Below are 18,281 nucleotides of genomic sequence, written 5' to 3' on the forward strand. Positions count from 1 at the left end.
GTGCCGTCAATGGCCAATGACCGTCACTTCATGCAGGACCTCGGCGAGGTCACGCCCTCGCGGTGGCTCTCCTCGCTGAATGCGTTCGCTGACATCCAGGATCCGGTGCCAGTCTTCACGGTCGTAGTTGGCGATGACAGCGGTGCGCCACCACGATTCCAGGAATTCGTCCAGGGACATCAGATCGATCGGGCTGGTGGAGGTGAGCTTGGCCAGCCCGGCATCGAACGCCGCGATGTCGTCAGGGTGGAACAGCGCTTTACGGACGCTCGCGAACTTCTTGTCGATCGCTGGCATGATGCCCTGCTCGTGGGGCTGGGCAGTCATCAGGAGCCTCCTCCTCGCTCCGTCCTGCCCCCTCAGGGTACGGTTCACGCCAGACAGCCGCATGATTCTTCTTGATTTCCTCAACGATCACCTACGTCCTTCGACCACCTTAAGTGATCTTGATCGGTATATGGAGAACCCGTGTCCATCCGCCCCGCAACCCCCGGCGATCTCGAGGCCGTTACGGCCATCTACGCCCACTACGTCACCGACACCGTCGTCACCTTCGACGAGGTCGCGCCCACCGTGCCCGACTGGGGGCGACGGCTGGCGGACCTGTCCGATCGCGGCCTGCCGTTCCTGGTCGTCGATGTGGACGGGGAGATCGCCGGATACGCCTACGCGAGCCCTTGGCGGCCGAAACCGGCCTACCGGCACACGGTGGAGGACAGCGTCTACCTCGCGCCCGGCTGGACGGGCAAGGGGTGGGGGCGCGCGCTGCTTGAGGCGGTGCTGAGCGGATGCGCGAAGGCCGGGGCCCGGCAGGTGGTCGCGGTCATCGCCGACACCGGGGACGACGCCTCCGCCGCGCTGCACCGGGCCCTGGGGTTCACCCACGCGGGCAGGCTCGGCGGCGTCGGCCACAAGCACGGCCGCTGGATCGACACCGTGCTCATGCAGTGCGACCTGTCCGTCCGTGGTGGATGACACACGGACCGGTGCGCCCGCGGTGGAGGCGAACGCGGCCCGGCCGCCCCGCCAGGAGGTCCCGCTACGTCCTCGCCCGCACGTAGTGGAAGCCCGGTTTGGGGTGCATCAGGAAGTCGTGATGGGAGATGTTCCAGGCGTAGGCTCCGGCCATCGTGAACTCCACCACGTCCCCGGCGGCCAGGCTCACGGGCACCCGGCGGGCCAGGACGTCCTTGGGCGTGCAGAGCTGGCCGACGATGGTGACCGGCTCACCCGGCGGCAGCGCGGCCAGAGGCTGGGAGTGTCCCTTGGTGGCGGGTGTGCGCAGATGGTGGGTGCCTCCCGCGACCACGGCGAACAGCTCGCCGTGGACCCGTTTGACGTCGATCACCCGGGTCACGTAGCGGCCGCAGTAGACGGTCAGCGCCCGTCCCGGCTCGATCCGCAGCACTTCGCCGGGACGGCGCAGCCTCGCCAGGCCCTCGCCGTACGAGCGCCAGTCGAACCGCGTGTCCGGGTCGTCGTACGACACCGCCATGCCGCCGCCGAGGTTGATCTCACTCACCCCGAGGGTCCGGGCGTAGTCCAGTACGGCCGCCGCCAGCTCCAGCAGCGCGGGGGCCTCCAGCCCGCTGGCCAGGTGGGCGTGGATCCCGCGCAGCCGTACCGTGTCCTGGCCGGAGAGCAGCGCCACGCACTCGGCGATCCCGGCGGGGTCCATGCCGAACGGGGTCGCGCCGCCGCCCATGGTCAGTGACGCCTCGTCCACCGGCACGTCGAGGTTGACCCGCAGCAGCACGTCGGCGGAGCGTCCCGACGCCAGAAGACGGCGCAGCTCGCCCGGGCTCTCCACGTGCAGCCGGGTGACGTCGCCGAAAAGCTCCGCGTCGGTCTTCCCCGGGCCGCCGAGGGCCACGGGAACGCCGGGGAACAGCCCGCGCACGTGCGCCAGCTCTCCCCCGGAGGAGACCTCGAAGCCGTCCACGTGCCGGGCGAGCACCCGCAGCAGTTCCGGGTCGGGGTTGGCCTTCACGGCGTAGTACAGCTCGATTCCCGGCAGCGCCGCCCGTACGGCCGCCGCGTGCTCGTCGAGCGAACCGAGGTCGTAGACGTAGGCGGGCAGGTCGCCCGGTGCCAGGCCGTCCGTGACCGGCGCGGCCGGGACCGAGGCCGGGGTGCCCGAGACCGAGACGTTCGGAACCGGCGTGTCCGCGGCCGGGACGTCCGGGATCGCGCCGTCCACGATCGGGACGTTCGGGAACGGGACGTCCGGGGTCAAGAGAGCACCGCCAGAGGATTCGCCACGGGCACGTACTCGGCGAAGCGGTCGGCCGAGCGGGCCCACCGGACCGAGAGGTTGGCCTTGGCCGGCAGCGGCGCCCCGGCCAGCAGGTCGGACAGCGGCTGCGGCCATCCCCGCGCGTCGGCGTATCCGGCCAGCACCTCCTGGACCACCGCCCACAGCTCCCGCGTCGAGCCGGGCCCGGCGAGGGAGGCGGCGATCTCGGTGAGGTGATTGACCATCAGGCAGTAGAGCACCCGGTTCCAGCCGCCGGCCGGGTCGTAGGTGAGCGCCTCGGCGACCCGGTCCGGCACCCCGGACAGGTCGTGGCGGCCGGCGACGAGCTTGGTGCCCTCCATGTCGCGGAAGACGGCCTCCACCGGCAGCCCCGCCGCGTCCACACCGATCAGGACGTTCTGCAGGTGGGGTTCGAGCACCACGCCGTGGGTCAGGTAGGCGTCCAGCACCGGCAGCGCGACACGCTCCACGTAGGCCCGCCACCAGCGCAGAGGTTCGGCCGGAAGCTCGCCGGGAACGGCCAGCGCGCCGCTCAGCAGGGGAGTCACGCCGGGGCGGCAGACCGACCACGGGCTGGTCCGGATGATCACCCCCAGCCCCTCCAGGAGGCGGGTACCCAGGCCGGCGGAGCGGTAGCCGGGTTCGGGGAGCCAGCGGGTGCCCGGGAAGTCGGCCGACAGCTCCCGGAACACCGGTTCGAGGCGCCGGGTCAGCTCGACCGCGCCCGCCAGCTCGTACCAGGAGTTCTTCCTGACGCAGTTGGTGATCCGGACGTCCAGGCTGAACTTCAGGCACCGGTCGATCCGCGGCTCGTAGACCGTGCGGACCGACGAGGTGGGGACCGCGGCGTGGGAGCCGTGGCCCAGGTCGATCAACCGCCCGTCGGCCAGCGGGGCGGCGAGCTCGGCCGCGAGCAGGTCGAGCTGCCACGGGTGCGCCGGGAGCAGCGAGTAGCCGCGCGGCGCCGTGCCCAGGTCGTCGAGCGGGCCGGTGTCGCCGGCCTCGGCCAGCACGTCGTGCCGGACTCCCAGCAGCCGCAGCCGGAAGCTCGCGTGCGCCTCGGGGGCGTAGCGCAGCCAGTCGGCGCCGCCGCGCGCCTTCGGGCTGGGGTGGAACGGGTGCCCGAAGACCAGCCCCTGCTCGGAGGCCAGCCACGGGTCGGCCGGGGGGAGGGCGTCCCGCCGGACCGCGAGCAGCGCCGTCATGGCGCCCCGGCTCATGCTCACCTGGTCCGCGAACTCCTCGTTGGCGCCCCCGAGCTCCGTCTCGACGAGCCGGACGAGCAGGTCCGCGGAGAGCGGCTGCCAGGAGCCGCGTTCCAGCCACTCGGGCGGCCCCTGGAAGCGCAGCGCGAGCCCGCCGTGCGTCCGGACCCGCAGCAGGGTGTCCGCAACGCGCAGCAGCACGTACGGCTCGGCATGCCAGACCTGCCCGCGCGGTCCGGCCACCTCCCGGACGCAGCAACGCAGCAGCGCCGCCAGCGACGCCTCCTCGGCGACGGCGGCTGGGGAATCGAGCGCGAGGCTGGTCATGGCGTCCTCCGCATGATCACGTTCTGGATGGCCGCTGGGGGTTGGCGCAGGTAGTTGGGACCGCTGGTTCCGTAGAACTTGTTCACGTCGCGTGCCCCGGTGCGTGCCTTGTCCACCAGGGTCCCCGCGGTGATCATCGATTTTCCGACGAGCCGGGCGGCGTCGAGGGTCCTGGCCCGCAGGAGCCTGGCCATGGGGTCGTCCCCGTGCTCGTCCAGCGCCTCCGCGAGCGCGTCGCGGACCAGCCGGGAAGCCTGGGGCGGCGGCAGCGCGCCGAACGCCACCGCGGCCGCGGCGAGGTGCAGGGTGATGGTCACGAACACGTCCGCGAGCGCGTGCGGATCGTCGGTCAGCATCCGCTCGTCGGCGAAGTCCGGCACCGCGACACCCGCCGCCCGCAACCGGTCCGGCGAGGTCAGCAGCCCGTCGTTGTCCTTGATCAGCAACTTGGCGGGGCCGTCTCCCATCACCAGGGAAAGGTTCTGCTGATGGGCCTCCAGCGCCGTGCCGTACCGGACGAAGAGCCGCACGTTGAACCCGAACAGCAGCCGCAGGTACTCCGTGAGCATCTGGGTCACGTCCCCGCCGTACCACCGGCCGGCGAGCTCCTCCACGACCAGCCCGCCACCCGGCAAGGGGGCGAGCAGCGCGGCCACCGGCACGATCTCGTCCACCGGCTGCCGACGGACGAGCCAGCCCAGATACTCGTGCCCGGCGTGGCCGTAGGTCTGCTCGTCGGCCAGGAGCACGCGGGGATCGGCCATCTCGCGCAGCAGCAGCTCGGCGCGCGCTCCGTCGGCCAGCGTGTCCGGTTTGATCGACCGCCGGTTGCGCAACCCCAGAGTGCTGGTGGTCAGCGGGAGCTTCAGGTGGGTGCCCCGGAAGAGCTCGACCGTGCGCATCGACAGCGTGGGCCTGACCCGCAGGTACGGCTCCGGGCCCACGACCGCCCACGGGATCTCCTCGACCACCGGCACCGTCAGCGGATGCACCGGGAACAGCACGTGGGTCTCGGCGAGAGACCGGGCCAGCCCCACCGCCGGGAACTCCGGCGTGCCCGGCACCGCCGCACCGGTCACCCGTTCCCGGGGCACGGCCGCCCATCGCAGCTCGAAGGCGGGCGCGAACTCCGGCGCGTAGGTCATCAGCTCGTCGTCCGCCAGCCCGGTCCGGCAGCGCGCCGTCGGATAGACCGGGTGGTCGACGAAGGCCGCCAGCGTCTCATAGCGCATGGCGTCGAACCCGCCGGTGAGCCGGGCGAGCACCTCCTCGCGGTGGGCGTCGTGGAGTTCGAGGGCGCGCAGCGCCTCCTGGCACTCCCGGACGAACGCCTCGACCCCGGATGCGTCGGCCGGGGCGGAGATCTCCCTGAGGGCCCGCAGCACTTCCTCCAGGCGCAGCGCCTCCTGGGGCGCCACCACGAAGTCCTGGAACAGCGAACCCGGCGTCAGCCGCACCCTGCGGCCCCCCGGAAGTTCCAGGGCGACGCCTTCCTTGCTGCGGGTCACCAGCCTGGCCAGGCTGCCGTAGTCCTCGCGCAGGAGCGCGTTCAGGACACGCGTCGCCAGGTACGGCTCCCGCCCGCTCACCCGGTGCCCGCCGGTCATGCGATCACCCAGGGGTCGCGGGCGTTGAAGGCCGTGACGGCGGCGTCCACGCTCGCCCGGTCGGGGCCGATCGCCCGGATGATCCCCAAGTAGTCGCGGTTGGTGTTGCTCGGGTCGATCCGCTCGCCCACGGCGCGCAGCGGCCGGTGCCAGAGCCGCACCCGGTCGCCGGGGTCCGGCAGGACCGTGCCCGGGGCCGCCGTCACGATCCCCGGCCGGTCCGCCACCAGGCTCAGCACGGTCCCGTGCCCGCGGGCCCGGCCGGGGTCCTCCAGCCCTGCTCCCAGCCCCGATCCCAGGTGGACGCCGAGAATCCGCTCGAACAGCGGGATGCCCAGCAGGCTCCCGATGAGGAAGTCGCAGTGGTCGCCGATCACCCGGTAGTTCACCTCGATGATCCGGGGCCCGGCCGGCGTCATCACGTATTCGGTGTGGCAGGCCCCGAACCCCACGCCCAGCGCCGCCAGTGCCCGCAGCACGTGCTCCTGGGCGGGCGGGGGCTCCCAGTCGAGCCGCTCCTCCACGAAGTACGGCAGAGGCCCGAGCGTGGTCCGGAACCCGCCGAGAACCCGGATGTCCTTGCCGTCGCCGAGCGTCTCCAGCGTGTGCAGGGGGCCGTCGAGGTATTCCTCCACGACCAGCGCCTCGCCCGGCCGCCGGTCCCGGATCGCCCGCACCGCGGCCGCGAGCTCGCCGGCGTCCCGGACCAGCACGACGTCCTCGCTGGCCACGCCCTCGCGCGGCTTGACGACCGAGGGGAACGGCACGTCCGGCGGGACGGGGTCGCCCGGTGCCAGCCGTACGGAACGGACGGCCTCGACCCCGGCCGCCGCCAGCCTTCGCCGGGTGAGCGCCTTGTTCTTGGCGGAGACGCAGGCCCGCCAGTCCTTGCTCGGAAGACCGAAGTAGTCGGCGGCGAGGGCGGTCTCCGCCTGGATGTGGTCGGAGTTGGAGAAGATCGCGTCCGGTGTGTGGTGGTGCCCGATGACGTCGATGACCGCCCTGGCGTCGCGGACGTCGCAGGGGAGCACCTCGGCCCCCGAGGCCAGGTGCTGCTCCGGCCGGTCGGTCAGGATCGTGACGTCGCAGCCCAGAGTGCGTGCCGCGGGGAGGAACCCGTCTGTGACCGAGTCGGTCGGTTTGAGCGCGGTGAGGTACAGCCGCAATGCAGGGACCCCCGATATCAGGTAAGGCTAACCTAACTCGGATGCATCCTAGCCGGATGGAGATCACCACGCTGCTGTGATGGCGTATTCACCGTATACGTCCCCTCTTGCGGGGCGGCACGAGACCTGCGTCCCCACCGGAGCGGCCGGGAGAGCCCGACGGCGCCCGGCTGCGCGCCCACCCGTTCCACCCGCGCCTGCCCGTGGTTTCGGCCCGGAGACCTGGTGGGATGGGACGTGCTGAAAGTTGTCTCCGTCCTGCGGCATAGGATGTGCAGTCGGCTTGGGGAGGCGGGACGGCGTGGAGATCACGACACAAGAAGGACTACTGGGACCCCTACTGCTTGCGCGCAGTGCCATCGATCGTTCGGCGTTGCTCCGCGGCGACGCCGAATGGCTCAAACGAGCCTGGGAAGAAGGATCGAACCGGGTCGTGATCGTCGACGACGGGCAGGCGCTGGTCCGGCGGAGCGGCGGAGAGGTCGAGCTGGTGCTGCTCTCCACGGCCGACGCGCCGGAAGGCGAGCGCTACCTGCTCGGCGTGGACGCCGAAGGCGTCGTCTACTTCGCCGTGTCGGCCCCGCTGGCGGACGCCACCCACACCGGCACCCTCAGCCGGATCGTCGCCCCGCTCAGCTCTTCGGCGCTGGGAGAAGGACAGACCGTCACCGCGGGGCTCCGCCAGGTGGGTTCGCTGCTGGGAGACCTGCACGCCGGGCTGCTGGTCTACGCGGTCGCGCTGGAGGCCTGGCACTCCACCCACGAGTTCTGCCCCCGTTGCGGGAACCGTACCGAGGTGCGGGCGGGCGGGCACGTGCGCGTCTGTCCCGAGGACGGCAGCCAGCACTTCCCACGGGTCGACCCCGCGGTGATCATGCTGGTTCACGACGACGCCGACCGGTGCCTGCTGGCGCGGGGGCCGCAGTGGCCCGAGGGGCGGATGTCGGTGCTCGCCGGATTCGTGGAGCCGGGCGAGTCGCTGGAGCACGCGGTGGCCCGCGAGGTGCTTGAGGAGGTCGGGGTGCGTGTCACCGGCCCTCGATACCTGGGCAGCCAGCCGTGGCCGTTCCCGCGCAGCCTGATGCTCGGCTTCTTCGCGCGGGCCGCGTCGACCGAGTTCGTCCTCGATCCCGAGGAGATCGCCGAGGCGCGCTGGTTCAGCCGCGCCGAGTTGCTGGCCGCGCTGGAGAGCGGCGAGGTGCGACTGCCGCCTGAGGTCTCGATCGCCCGCAGGCTGATCGAGACCTGGTACGGCGAATCCCTGATCGGCGACTGGTGATCAGGTTCTCAGACGGAGCTCTGGCTGGGCACCGCGGACAGGGCCTTCAGGCGGGCCTTGACCTCGATCACTGAGGGGTTGGTCACGGCCGTGCCGTCCCCGAAGAGAACGGTCGGCACGGTCTGGTTGCCGTTGTTGACGCTCATGACGAACTGCGCGGCGTCGGGGTTCCGCTCGATGTCGATCTCCTGATAGGAGATGCCCTCGCGGGTGAGCTGGGCCTTCAGTCGCTTGCAGGGGCCGCACCAGGTGGTGGTGTAAACAGTCAGCGCCATTTCGTTAAATATCCCCTCATGTGATGTTCGGCCCTCTTGGCAACAAAAAGAAGGCCGATCATCTTCCCGCGGGTTGGAGAAGGCCTGGCCGCGACTCGCTCCGGCCTTCTCGCCGTCCGGTCAGAGGAGCCTGGCGGCGACCCACTCCTGGACCTTCTCCGCCACGCCCGGCAGCCGGTACAGCGGTGCGCTGTGCTCGGTGCCCGGCTCGGTCAGCACCGTCATGTCCACCCCGACCCGGCGCAGCCGCTCCTTGAGCTGGAGGCTGTGCTCCACCGGCACGAACTCCTCCTCCGAGTGCAGGGTCAGGGCAGGCGCGTCGCCGTGGCTGGCGTGGAGCGGCACCTCCATGCTGTTCCAGATCCTGTAGCACCTGCGGGGCTCGCACCCCCCGGCGAGACGGATGGCCGACTCGCGCAGCTTGCGCTTGTTCGCGTCGAGGGTGTCGGCCCCCTCGTTGTAGGCCGTGAGCGGCGAGACCACCGGGGAGACGCCGACCACGCCGCGCAGGCCGGGCAGGCCGTCCCGGTAGGTGCCGACGGCGGTGGCCAGGTGACCCCCGGCGGAGAAGCCGATGACCACGTAGTTGTTCGGGTCGAAGGACCACAGGGCGGCGTGCCTGCGCGCGGTGGCGATGGCGTCGAGCGTGTCGGTGCGAGGGGCCGGCCAGGCCGCGTCACCCGAGAGGCGGTAGTTGATGTTGAAGACCGTGTAGCCCTGCTCGGCGTAGCTCCGGCTCACCTCGGTCATGTATTTCTTGTCACCGGCCGACCACCAGCCGCCGTGGATCAGGAAGACGCCGGGCCGCTTGAGGCCGTCGGTCTGGTACCAGACGTCCATCCGCTGGCGGGCGTGCGGGCCGTACGAGACGGTGTCGATGACGGTGCCGTGGCTCAGGGGGTCGGACGACGGCGTCGGGGCGGGCGTCGGGTCGCCCTTCCTCCCGGGGGCCGCGGCGCCGCTCTGATGTGAGGCCGTCGAGGAGACCAAGGACGCGTGCGCCGCCGGGGAGGCGTTTGCCGCGGATCCGATCACCAACGCCGCCAGGGCGAGCGCACTCACGGTTACCGCAGTTCGCACGGGTCTCTTCCTTCCCCCCAGGCTCAGTTCGATCCTCATTGTGGATGAACATGCCCTTTTGTGCATCTCGGCGAACGACATAGCTTGACGGCGGCATGTTGCCAGAATGAACGGTGCTTGGCCACTGGCTGGGAAGATGTTTCCCTCCGGCCTGTTAACAGCGTGTAAGGAGTCTCCGTGGCGCCCGATGACGTACTGGCGGGGCTGGATCCCGAACAGCGTGAGGTGGCGGAAGCCGTGCGGGGCCCGGTCTGCGTGCTCGCCGGGGCCGGTACCGGCAAGACGCGGGCCATCACCCACCGCATCGCGCACGCCGTGCGCAGCGGGATGGTGGACGCCCAGAGCGTGCTTGCTGTGACATTCACGACACGTGCGGCGGGAGAGCTCCGGCAGCGCCTGCGGCAGCTCGGGACACCGGGCGTGCAGGCCCGCACCTTCCACGCCGCCGCGCTGCGCCAGCTCACCTATTTCTGGCCGCGTGTCATCGGCGGCGAGCCGCCCAAGGTGATCGAATCGAAGATGCCGCTGCTGGTCGACGCCTGCCGTCTTGTCCGGAAGAACCCGGACCGGTCCGAGCTGCGGGACATCGCCTCCGAGATCGAGTGGGCCAAGGCCACCCAGATCGGTCCCGAAGACTACGCCGAGGCCGCCAGGAAGGCCGGCCGCACTCCGCCGGTCCCGGCCGAGGAGGTCTTCCGGCTCTACGACGCCTACGAGAGGCTTCGCCGGGACCGGCACCTGGTCGACTTCGAGACCATCCTGGAACTCACCGCCGCGGTGATGACGGAGCACCGCGAGGTGGCGGCCCAGATCCGCCAGCAGTACCGCTACTTCGTCGTGGACGAATACCAGGACGTCAACCCGTTGCAGAAGCTGTTGCTCGACACCTGGCTCGGCGGGCGCGACGACCTGTGCGTGGTCGGCGACCCCAACCAGACGATCTACTCCTTCACCGGCGCGACATCGCACTATCTGACCGGGTTCTCGGTCGAATATCCCAACGCCGCCGTGATCAAGCTGATCCGCGACTACCGGTCCACTCCCCAGGTCGTCTCCCTGGCCAACCGGGTGATCGACAGGGCCAGGACCCCGCACAGGCTCGCCTTGGTCGCCCAGCGCCCGGACGGCCCCGAACCCGTCTTCACCGAGTACGACGACGAGTCCGCCGAGGCCGACGGGGTGGCGCGCGCGGTGAAGAAGCTCGCGGAAAGCGGTGTGCCGACCCGTGAGATCGCCGTGCTGTTCCGGGTCAACGCCCAGTCCGAGGCCTACGAGCAGGCGCTCACCAAGGCAGGCGTGCCCTATCTGATACGCGGAGCCGACCGGTTCTTCGAGCGCCCGGAGGTCCGCCAGGCGGTCGTGCTGCTGCGCGGGGCCGCCCGCTCCGCCGCGGACGACGACGAGCTGGTCTCGACCGTCCGCCACATCCTCGCCGGCATCGGCCTCACGCCCGAGGCTCCTGGCGGAGGCAAGGCCCGCGAGAAGTGGGAGTCGCTGAAAGCCCTGGCCGACCTCGCCGAGGATCTCGCCGCGGAGGGCGCCGACCTGGTGGCCTTCGTGACCGAGCTGGAACGCCGGGCCGGCGAGCAGCACGCGCCGCCGGTCGAAGGCGTGACGCTGGCCTCGTTGCACGCCGCCAAGGGCCTGGAGTGGGACGCGGTCTTCCTGACCGGGGTGACGGACGGCATGTTGCCGATCATCTACGCGGAGACGCCCGACCAGATCGAGGAGGAGCGCCGTCTCCTCTATGTCGGCGTCACCCGGGCGAGGGCTCACCTGGGGCTGTCGTGGGCGCTGGCGCGTTCACCGGGCGGCCGCCGCTCCAGGAAACCCTCCCGTTTCCTCGACGGCCTCACGGGCCGTTCCGGCGCGTCCAGCCGTACCTCCTCGTCCGGGTCCGGAGCCGGGCCGAGGGATCGCCGCACGGTCGCCGCGCCGGTGAGCTGCCGGGTCTGCTCCAAGACCCTCGTCGCCGCCGCCGAGCAGAAGCTCGGCAGATGTGCCACCTGTCCGGCCGACTACGACGAGGCCCTGCTGGAGAGCCTGAAGGCCTGGCGTACGGTCGTCGCCAAAGAGACCAAGGTTCCGACATATGTGGTCTTCACTGACGTCACCCTGCAAGCCATAGCAGAGCGGGCGCCAGCCTCTGAACAGGACCTGCTGGCGATAACCGGAATAGGACGCGTCAAACTAGAGCGGTACGGCGAGGCGGTGCTCGCCCTGTGCCGTGCTGCGGCAGCTAAGACGGAGGACGCGTGAACGAGGCGCTCAAAGAGTTGTTGGATCTGCTCGACCTTGAGCAGATCGAGCTCGACATCTTCCGGGGCCGCAGCCCCGAGGAGCGCATCCAACGGGTGTTCGGCGGTCAGGTGGCCGCCCAGGCGCTGGTCGCGGCCGGCCGGACGGTGCCGTCGGACCGTCACGTCCACTCGCTGCACGCCTATTTCATCCGGCCCGGAGACCCCGCGATTCCGATCGTCTACAACGTAGAGCGGGTCCGTGACGGCCGGTCGTTCACCACCCGCAGGGTCGTCGCGGTCCAGCACGGCAAGGCGATATTCACCATGTCGGCCTCCTTCCACCTCGTGGAGCCCGGCGTCGAGCACCAGGCCACGGTGATTCCGAGGGTGGCCGACCCGGAAAGCCTCCCGCTGTTCCGGGATCGGATGCTCGAGGTCGTGGGGGACGACCCGCAGTGGCAGGAGTGGCTGGCCAAGCCGCGCCCGGTGGACGCCCGCTACGTCACCCCCCTCACGTGGGAGGCCCACCGCGACCCGGCGCTGCGCGGCGCGCAGACGAACGTGTGGTTCCGCTACGACGCGGAACTGCCCGACGACCCGCTGCTGCACGTGGTGCTCGCCGCCTACGCCTCGGACTTCACCCTGGTGGACACCGTGCTGCTGGCCCACGGCCTGGCCTGGGGGTCCTCCAACGTCATGGGGGCCTCACTGGATCACGCGATGTGGTTCCACCGGCCTTTCCGCGTGGACGACTGGATGCTGTACGCCCAGGAATCGCCGTGGTCGGGAGGCGCGCGAGGGCTGGCCAGGGGGGAGATGTTCACCCGCTCGGGTGAGCTGGCGGTGTCGGTGGTTCAGGAAGCCATGATCCGCGTGAGTTAGTTGTAAAACTGCAGGTAGAAAATATGTTGCCCGCCCCCGCGGCGGGGGTTTAGGGTCTTGGTCAAGCGAGTCGGGCAATCCTGCCCGACGATCCAAAGATGGAGGTGAGTCCGCTGTGAAGATCAACATGATGCCGTCCCAGATGGGGCTCACTTCCGCCTGCCGTAGCACCGCCCTGCCCTTCGGCAGTCAGGCTCTCCTCACGGTCAGCCCGGCCGCCCGAGTTCAGCGGGAGAAGTCTGCCCGCGCCCAGGCCTTGGCCAGCCGCAACGAGTCCGCCCTGATCGCCTTCGTGGCGGCGGGTGTCTCGGCTGTCCCTGCAGCCGAAGCTGGCGACTACGCACCGACCAAGCAGCACACCGGAAATGGTGGTTCGCGTGGTCCGCATCCCTGGAGGCAACCTCCGGTCATAATCTGACCGGGAAAAGCCTTCAGGCCGCGGATCCGCACCAGGATCCGCGGCCTTCTTGTTTGTCGCGTCATTCCTGACCCCCACCCAGAAGTCATCAAAGATCAACACCTAACTGAGAGGTGAAAGCAGATGGGGGCCCAGACGGTCATGGACCTGATCGACGAAGCCACAATCCCCTGTCGTACCGACCCCGATCTCTGGTTCGCCGAGTCTCCGGAGGACGTGGAGTTCGCCAAGGCGCTCTGCGGAGGCTGCCCGATCCAGCAGGCCTGCCTGGCCCGCGCGCTTGAGCGCGAGGAGCCGTGGGGGGTCTGGGGCGGTGAGCTCATCCTGCGGGGAGCCATCGTTCCGCGGAAGCGTCCGCGCGGACGTCCTCGCAAGACCCCGCTCGCTGCCTGATCAACCGAGAGCCTGAAAGTTTCTGAAAGGACCACTTCCGATGACCTACTTCACCACCCAGAGCCTGGACCTGCCCTCTATTCACGAAGAACTGGTTCGGGACCGAATACGCATGCTTCACCGTGAGGCGGAGGAGCAACGTCTGGCGTCCGGCATCCTGCGCCTGCGACGCGCGCGCCGTAACGCGGAGCGCGCGACCTCGCGCCTGCACCGTGCGCTCCTGCGCGTGACCTGATCTCCACAGACCAGAGACGGATTCGTCTGATCTCCACAGACCAGAGACGGATTCGTCTGATCTCCACAGACCAGAGAGACGGATTCGTCTGATCTGTAGAGACCGGAGAGACGGATTCATCTCTGATCTGTAGGGATCGGAGATGAACAAGGGGTGGCCCGTCCGAACGGGCCACCCCTTTTCTTGTCTTGTCCGCTGGACTGTAGGCGGACCGGTGGGGCTTCAGCCGGCGATCGCCTGCTCCTCGGGATCCTCCTCGGGGTCCTCGGCGAATCCGGGAACCCAGCGGATCACCTCCTCGCGGAATCGGGCGGTGGTGCCGAGCTGGCAGAGCACGCCTATCCCGGCCGCGTGCACGCGGTGAATGAGAACGTAGGACGTTGGCAGGTTGAGCTGGCGCACCACATTGCCGGGGCGTAGATCGGTGGCCGTGGCCGCCTGCCGCTGGAGCCACTCGCGGCTGAAGGTGAACTCTTCGACCGCGGTCGGCTCGACGTAGGGGGCGAGGAACGCACGCAGAGCCTCGGTGTCGACCTCGATGTGCGGGAGGATGAAGCCCTCGTCGCGTAGTCCCCGGACCACGCTGTCCATGTCGCCGTTGTTGAAGATGCGGGTCAGCTTGCCGAAGGCCGGCGGGTAACCGTCGGGCAGGCGGTTGACGGCGCCGAAGTCGAGCACGCACAACCGCCCGTCTTCCAGGATCCGGAAGTTTCCCGGGTGCGGATCCGCGTGGAGCATGCCCACTCGCGAGGGGGAGCAGAACAGGAACCGGACGAGGAGGAGACCGGCGCGGTCGCGCTCCTCCTCGGTGCCGTCGGTGATGATCCGCGACAGGGGCGTGCCGTCCACCCACTCGGACACGAGCACCTGCTCGTTGGCGGCGATGACATCCGGGACCAGGAAGTCGGGATCGTCCTTGAACTCCAGCGCGAAGGCATGCTGGGCCTCGGCCTCGCGAAGGTAGTCGAGCTCCTCGATCACCCGCTGCCGCAGCTCGCTCAGCACGGCCTTGATATCGAGGCCGGGCAGTAGCACCCCGAAGAGCTTGCCGAGCCTGGTCATCTGGTTGAAGTCGGAGAGCAGCGCCTTACCGGCGCCCGGATACTGGATCTTGACCGCGACCGTCCGGCCGTCGTGCCAGACGGCCTTGTGCACCTGCCCGATCGACGCGGCGGCGGTCGGTTTGTCCTCGAACGACTGGAAGTTTTCCCGCCAGTCGTCTCCCAACTGTTCGACGAGGACCTTGTGTACGGTTCTGGCCGGTAGAGGGGGAGCCGAGTCCTGGAGTTTGGTGAGCGTCGCACGATACGGCCCGGCGATCTCCGGAGGCAGCGCGGCCTCGAAGATGGACAGCGCCTGGCCGAGCTTCATCGCCCCGCCCTTGAGCTCTCCCAAAACTTTGAAGATCTGCTCGGCTGTGCGTTGCTGAATTTCCTGGGCGACGATCTCAGCGGACTTGCCCCCGATTCGTTTTCCCAATCCGAGGGCGGTGCGGCCGGCGAACCCGATCGGAAGGGCCGCTAGCTTGGCGGAGCGCGCAACGGCGCGGCGCGGAAGGTCACTCACCTTGGTTTTGCGGCCTGTCCCCCGTGCGGCGAGACAACCGCTCCCTCCCTTCGGTGTGGTGTCTATCAGCGACAGTTGGCCGACGCGACCATTGTTAGCGAACCCGAGTCATTTCGGAAACAACTACATTGATGGTGAAAACTCCAGGATCGTTGCTTCCATCTCCAATCAGGCAATATATCCACTGTGCTATTGGTCACAGAAAGCTCACGACCGTCGATCAAAGCGAGCGCATGACCGGTCGCCGCTGCGGCCACCAGGGTTGACAGCGCCGCACCGCAGGCGATCTCACCCGCCGGAAAGCCTCCCAGGCGGGCACTGACGGTCGGCCAGCCGGGGTCGCGATCACGCCGGGTCAGGTCAAGGCACCGCAGGCACGGAGTCTGGCCGGGCAGCACCATCGGGCCGATGGACCCGAAGCCTTCGAAGGCGGTCACCAAGAGGTGCGGGATCTCCCAGGAGAGGAGGTCTCTGACCGTCAGGCCGTCCAGCGGCTCCACCGGTGCGAGCACCGCGAGGTCGGGCTGTCTGCCGCCGTCGGCGAGCCGTGCCGCGCCGTCCCCGGTCCACGCGATGAGCGCGGGCGCCAGGCTCCTGGCCACCGCGACCGCGCCATCCTGCCTGCTCATCCCCACCTGATCCCAGGTCAGCCCGCCGGGCACGACATCCTGGTTGCGGGCCGTACCGGGGTCGACGACACAGATCTGACCGACCCCGGAGGCGGCGAGCAGCGCGACGATCTGCGAGCCGACCCGGCTCGCTCCGTAGACCCGCACCTGGGCCTCGCGCCTGCGCTCCAGCGTGGAGAGCCCGCCGTCGGTCGTGCCGGGGGACAGGGAGAGCGCGTCCAGATCGGGCTGGAGCCGGTCGCGCTCGGCCAGCGTGAGCGCGCGCAGCGGGCCTGGCCGGACCGCCGCGTCGTCCACCAGACCCCGGCCGATGAGAAGGTCGAGCAGGGCCTGGCCGCGCCCCTCGCCGATCCCGGCCTCGGCCGCGCCGGCCAGCACCCCGGAAAGGTCACGCACGCCGTCCAGGCTCTCGATCCAGCGTCGGACCTCGGGTTCGAGATCGGTCAGCACCACCGCGTGCCGGGGGTGCAGGCCGAACTGCAGGGTGCGCTCGTCGCGCGCGATCCGGCGCAACGCGGGCTTCAGACGAGGTCTCATGCGGTCGCCCTTCCTCTGGAGGTGTGTCGGCTGGGGCGTGTCAGCGTGCCACGGCTCCGGAAGATCCCGAACGCGTTTCCTCCCGCCTGTGGATAACTCGTTCGTGCACTACGCTCCCGGACATGAACGAGCTCTTGGTCGACCGGCGGGACAACGGCGTCGTGGTGCTCACCCTGAATCGCCCGGACCGGCGCAACTCGATGACCGATGGGATGACCGAGCAGTGGCGCAAGGCGATCGCCGAGCTCCGCCAGGACCGGGACGCGCGGTGCGTCGTGGTCACCGGGGCGGGCAGCGCGTTCTGCTCCGGGGGAGACCTCTCCTGGCTCGCCGAGCGGGGCGTCGAGAGCGTGCCTGATCTGCGCGACCGGATGCTGGCCTTTTACCGGACCTGGCTGGCGATCGCGGACCTGGAGGTGCCGACCATCGCCGCGATCAACGGCCCAGCCGTCGGGGCGGGGCTGTGCTTCGCTCTCGCCTGCGACCTGGTCTACGCCTCAGAGGAGGCCAAGCTGCTCGTTCCTTTCACGTCGCTCGGCCTGCACCCCGGGATGGCCGCGACGTATCTGCTGCCCAGGGTCGCCGGAGTGGGGGTGGCCAGGGAGATGCTGCTGACCGGGCGGACGATGCTGGGCGCCGAGGCGGCATCGGCCGGGCTGGTCACCAGAGCCTTCCCCCGCGAGTCCTTGATGGCCGAGGTGCTGGAGATCGCGTCCAGGGTCGCCGCCAACGCGCCCATCGCCACCAGGCTCACCAAGGTGGCTCTGGCCGGGGGCGGGCACGCGGATATCGACGCCGCGTTGCGCTGGGAGTCTCTCGCGCAGCCGGTCACCATGGCTTCGGACGACATGCTCGAAGGGCTGACGGCACAGAGAGAACGGCGGGTCCCGCGATTCGGCAACTCGTGAGACGGGCGATATCCAGGTTAATTCGATAAGTCGCCGTCATAACCGATCGGTCTCGCTGAACATTCGGCGAACAGGGATTGACCTGCCAGAACGCGTTCTGCCCTCTGGTGTGAATTCGCCATTCTCGGCTACCGTTCATATGTGCCCCCCGAGACAGTCGAGGTCCGTCGAAGTTCTCGTCGCCGGCGGACGGTTTCCGCGTACCGCGACGGCGAGAAAACGATCGTGCTGCTTCCGGCAGGTTTGAGCAGTACCGACGAGGAGCAATGGGTACGGCGGATGCTCGACCGGCTCGCGGCGAAAGAGCAGCGAAGACGCCCTTCCGACGACGACCTCCTGGAGCGGGCCAGCGAGCTGTCAGCGCGCTATCTCGACGGCAAGGCGAGCCCGTCGAGTGTGAGATGGGTCGACAACCAGCAACACCGATGGGGCTCGTGCACCCCTGACCACGGCACGATCAGGATCTCCACACGGCTTCGGGGCATGCCGTCGTGGGTGGTCGATTATGTGATCATGCATGAGCTCGTGCACCTGCTGGTGCCCAGTCACGGCCCCCGGTTCTGGGCCCTGGTGGATCATTATCCGAAGGCCGAGCGGGCACGAGGGTTCCTTGAGGGGTTCTCCATGGCGGCCAACGGCGTCGCGGAGGAATGTTGACCGAAGAACGGCTGGTGGCGGTCCTCGTCACGTCCTCGATGGCGGGAGCGAGCCCGCCGGGGGTCGACGCCACCGAGTTCCTGACGGCCGTGGCCGAAGACACCTACGAGCTCGTCGCCGGGCTCGACTTCGTCACGCCGGTCCTGGTGACGAGCGTTCCGGGAATGGAAGAGATCGTCTGGCCGGGAACCCCGGTCGTCGAGATCCCCGAGCTGTCGGGGGGTGCCCTGGTCCGGGCCGCCTTCGAGGCCCTGCCGTATGGCAGGCAGGCGGTTCTGCTGAGCGGCGACGCCCCCGACCTGCCGCCTCTGCTGATCGGCAAGCTCTTCCGCGCGCTCGGCCGGGCACAAGTCGCGGTCTGCCCGGCCGCCGAGGGCGGTGCCGTGGCGATAGCCGCTCACCTGCCCTATCCCGGCTGGGCCGACGTGGGTTTCGACGACGTCGACCCGGTCAAGGCGCTGCGCGCCTCGGCGCCCGGTCCCCGGATGGTCGCCACCGGACCGGGCTGGCACCGCCTGCGCACCCCCGACGACATCCGGATGCTGGACCCCGGTCTTGAGGGCTGGGACAACACCCGGGCGCTGCTCTCGGTGTGAGCCGTTCGCCGGCGTCCGCGAACG

General features: G+C 69.7%; 18 protein-coding genes. 9 read left to right on the top strand and 9 right to left on the bottom strand.

All coding sequences use genetic code 11. The features are described from left to right. Positions 1-6: 6 nt before the first annotated feature. Positions 7-327: a DUF6247 family protein gene (locus ACFY2X_RS12745; protein ID WP_389936731.1), complete on the bottom strand. Its 321-nt coding sequence runs from the start codon at positions 325-327 to the stop codon at positions 7-9. Positions 328-468: 141 nt separating this feature from the next. On the opposite strand from ACFY2X_RS12745, the gene ACFY2X_RS12750 reads away from it, so the two are divergent. Next, positions 469-975: a GNAT family N-acetyltransferase gene (locus ACFY2X_RS12750; RefSeq protein WP_389936735.1), complete on the top strand. Its 507-nt coding sequence runs from the start codon at positions 469-471 to the stop codon at positions 973-975. A gap of 64 nt (positions 976-1,039) precedes the next feature. Here the strand turns inward: ACFY2X_RS12750 and ACFY2X_RS12755 are convergent, their stop codons facing one another. From ACFY2X_RS12755 to ACFY2X_RS12770, 4 genes are read right to left on the bottom strand one after another with little or no spacing between them, the layout of a single operon-like run. Then, complete coding sequence (locus ACFY2X_RS12755) at positions 1,040-2,236, bottom strand: type III PLP-dependent enzyme (RefSeq protein ID WP_389936738.1); 1,197 nt, start codon at positions 2,234-2,236, stop codon at positions 1,040-1,042. Then, positions 2,233-3,789: an IucA/IucC family protein gene (locus ACFY2X_RS12760; RefSeq protein WP_389936741.1), complete on the bottom strand. Its 1,557-nt coding sequence runs from the start codon at positions 3,787-3,789 to the stop codon at positions 2,233-2,235. Before ACFY2X_RS12760 ends, ACFY2X_RS12755 begins: the two co-directional genes overlap by 4 nt. Then, entirely contained in the window at positions 3,786-5,396 is a 1,611-nt protein-coding gene (locus tag ACFY2X_RS12765) for an IucA/IucC family protein (protein ID WP_389936744.1), read from the bottom strand. The genes ACFY2X_RS12760 and ACFY2X_RS12765 overlap by 4 nt, the downstream gene beginning before the upstream one ends. Next, the gene (locus ACFY2X_RS12770) at positions 5,393-6,562 is read right to left on the bottom strand and encodes an acetyl-CoA carboxylase biotin carboxylase subunit family protein (RefSeq protein WP_389936747.1); all 1,170 of its coding nucleotides are present in this window, start codon (positions 6,560-6,562) and stop codon (positions 5,393-5,395) included. Before ACFY2X_RS12770 ends, ACFY2X_RS12765 begins: the two co-directional genes overlap by 4 nt. 301 nt (positions 6,563-6,863) lie before the next feature. On the opposite strand from ACFY2X_RS12770, the gene nudC reads away from it, so the two are divergent. After that, a complete protein-coding gene (gene nudC, locus ACFY2X_RS12775) occupies positions 6,864-7,841 on the top strand; it encodes an NAD(+) diphosphatase (RefSeq protein WP_389936751.1) in 978 nt (325 codons plus the stop codon). Between the two features lie 8 nt (positions 7,842-7,849). Here the strand turns inward: nudC and ACFY2X_RS12780 are convergent, their stop codons facing one another. After that, entirely contained in the window at positions 7,850-8,116 is a 267-nt protein-coding gene (locus ACFY2X_RS12780) for a mycoredoxin (protein ID WP_389936755.1), read from the bottom strand. 120 nt (positions 8,117-8,236) lie between these two features. Beyond that, entirely contained in the window at positions 8,237-9,196 is a 960-nt protein-coding gene (locus tag ACFY2X_RS12785) for an alpha/beta hydrolase (protein WP_389936759.1), read from the bottom strand. A gap of 177 nt (positions 9,197-9,373) precedes the next feature. Here ACFY2X_RS12785 and ACFY2X_RS12790 point away from each other — a divergent pair, with 177 nt between their 5' ends. From ACFY2X_RS12790 to ACFY2X_RS12805, 4 genes are all read left to right on the top strand, one after another. Further along, entirely contained in the window at positions 9,374-11,455 is a 2,082-nt protein-coding gene (locus ACFY2X_RS12790) for an ATP-dependent DNA helicase UvrD2 (protein ID WP_389936762.1), read from the top strand. Beyond that, positions 11,452-12,318, top strand: a complete 867-nt coding sequence (gene tesB, locus ACFY2X_RS12795; protein ID WP_389936765.1) for an acyl-CoA thioesterase II — start codon at positions 11,452-11,454, stop codon at positions 12,316-12,318. The genes ACFY2X_RS12790 and tesB overlap by 4 nt, the downstream gene beginning before the upstream one ends. A 541-nt stretch (positions 12,319-12,859) precedes the next feature. Next, complete coding sequence (locus ACFY2X_RS12800; protein ID WP_389936768.1) at positions 12,860-13,129, top strand: WhiB family transcriptional regulator; 270 nt, start codon at positions 12,860-12,862, stop codon at positions 13,127-13,129. Positions 13,130-13,169: 40 nt separating this feature from the next. Further along, positions 13,170-13,364: a hypothetical protein gene (locus ACFY2X_RS12805; RefSeq protein WP_389936771.1), complete on the top strand. Its 195-nt coding sequence runs from the start codon at positions 13,170-13,172 to the stop codon at positions 13,362-13,364. Between the two features lie 222 nt (positions 13,365-13,586). Here ACFY2X_RS12805 and ACFY2X_RS12810 read toward each other — a convergent pair whose 3' ends face one another. Together ACFY2X_RS12810 and ACFY2X_RS12815 are read right to left on the bottom strand one after the other, a co-directional pair. Continuing rightward, the gene (locus ACFY2X_RS12810) at positions 13,587-14,930 is read right to left on the bottom strand and encodes an ABC1 kinase family protein (RefSeq protein WP_389936774.1); all 1,344 of its coding nucleotides are present in this window, start codon (positions 14,928-14,930) and stop codon (positions 13,587-13,589) included. Positions 14,931-14,995: 65 nt separating this feature from the next. Further along, positions 14,996-16,096: a ThiF family adenylyltransferase gene (locus ACFY2X_RS12815; RefSeq protein ID WP_389936777.1), complete on the bottom strand. Its 1,101-nt coding sequence runs from the start codon at positions 16,094-16,096 to the stop codon at positions 14,996-14,998. A 122-nt stretch (positions 16,097-16,218) separates the two neighbouring features. Between ACFY2X_RS12815 and ACFY2X_RS12820 the strand changes: the two genes are divergently transcribed. From ACFY2X_RS12820 to ACFY2X_RS12830, 3 genes are all read left to right on the top strand, one after another. After that, a complete protein-coding gene (locus tag ACFY2X_RS12820; RefSeq protein WP_389936781.1) occupies positions 16,219-17,004 on the top strand; it encodes an enoyl-CoA hydratase/isomerase family protein in 786 nt (261 codons plus the stop codon). Positions 17,005-17,229: 225 nt separating this feature from the next. Next, complete coding sequence (locus ACFY2X_RS12825) at positions 17,230-17,661, top strand: M48 family metallopeptidase (RefSeq protein WP_389936785.1); 432 nt, start codon at positions 17,230-17,232, stop codon at positions 17,659-17,661. Then, positions 17,655-18,257 (top strand): DUF2064 domain-containing protein, encoded by a 603-nt coding sequence (locus ACFY2X_RS12830; RefSeq protein WP_389936788.1) that lies wholly within the window; start codon positions 17,655-17,657, stop codon positions 18,255-18,257. Before ACFY2X_RS12825 ends, ACFY2X_RS12830 begins: the two co-directional genes overlap by 7 nt. Positions 18,258-18,281 lie beyond the last annotated feature (24 nt).

The organism is Streptosporangium sp. NPDC000396 (genome assembly GCF_042898655.1).
Lineage (GTDB): Bacteria > Actinomycetota > Actinomycetes > Streptosporangiales > Streptosporangiaceae > Streptosporangium.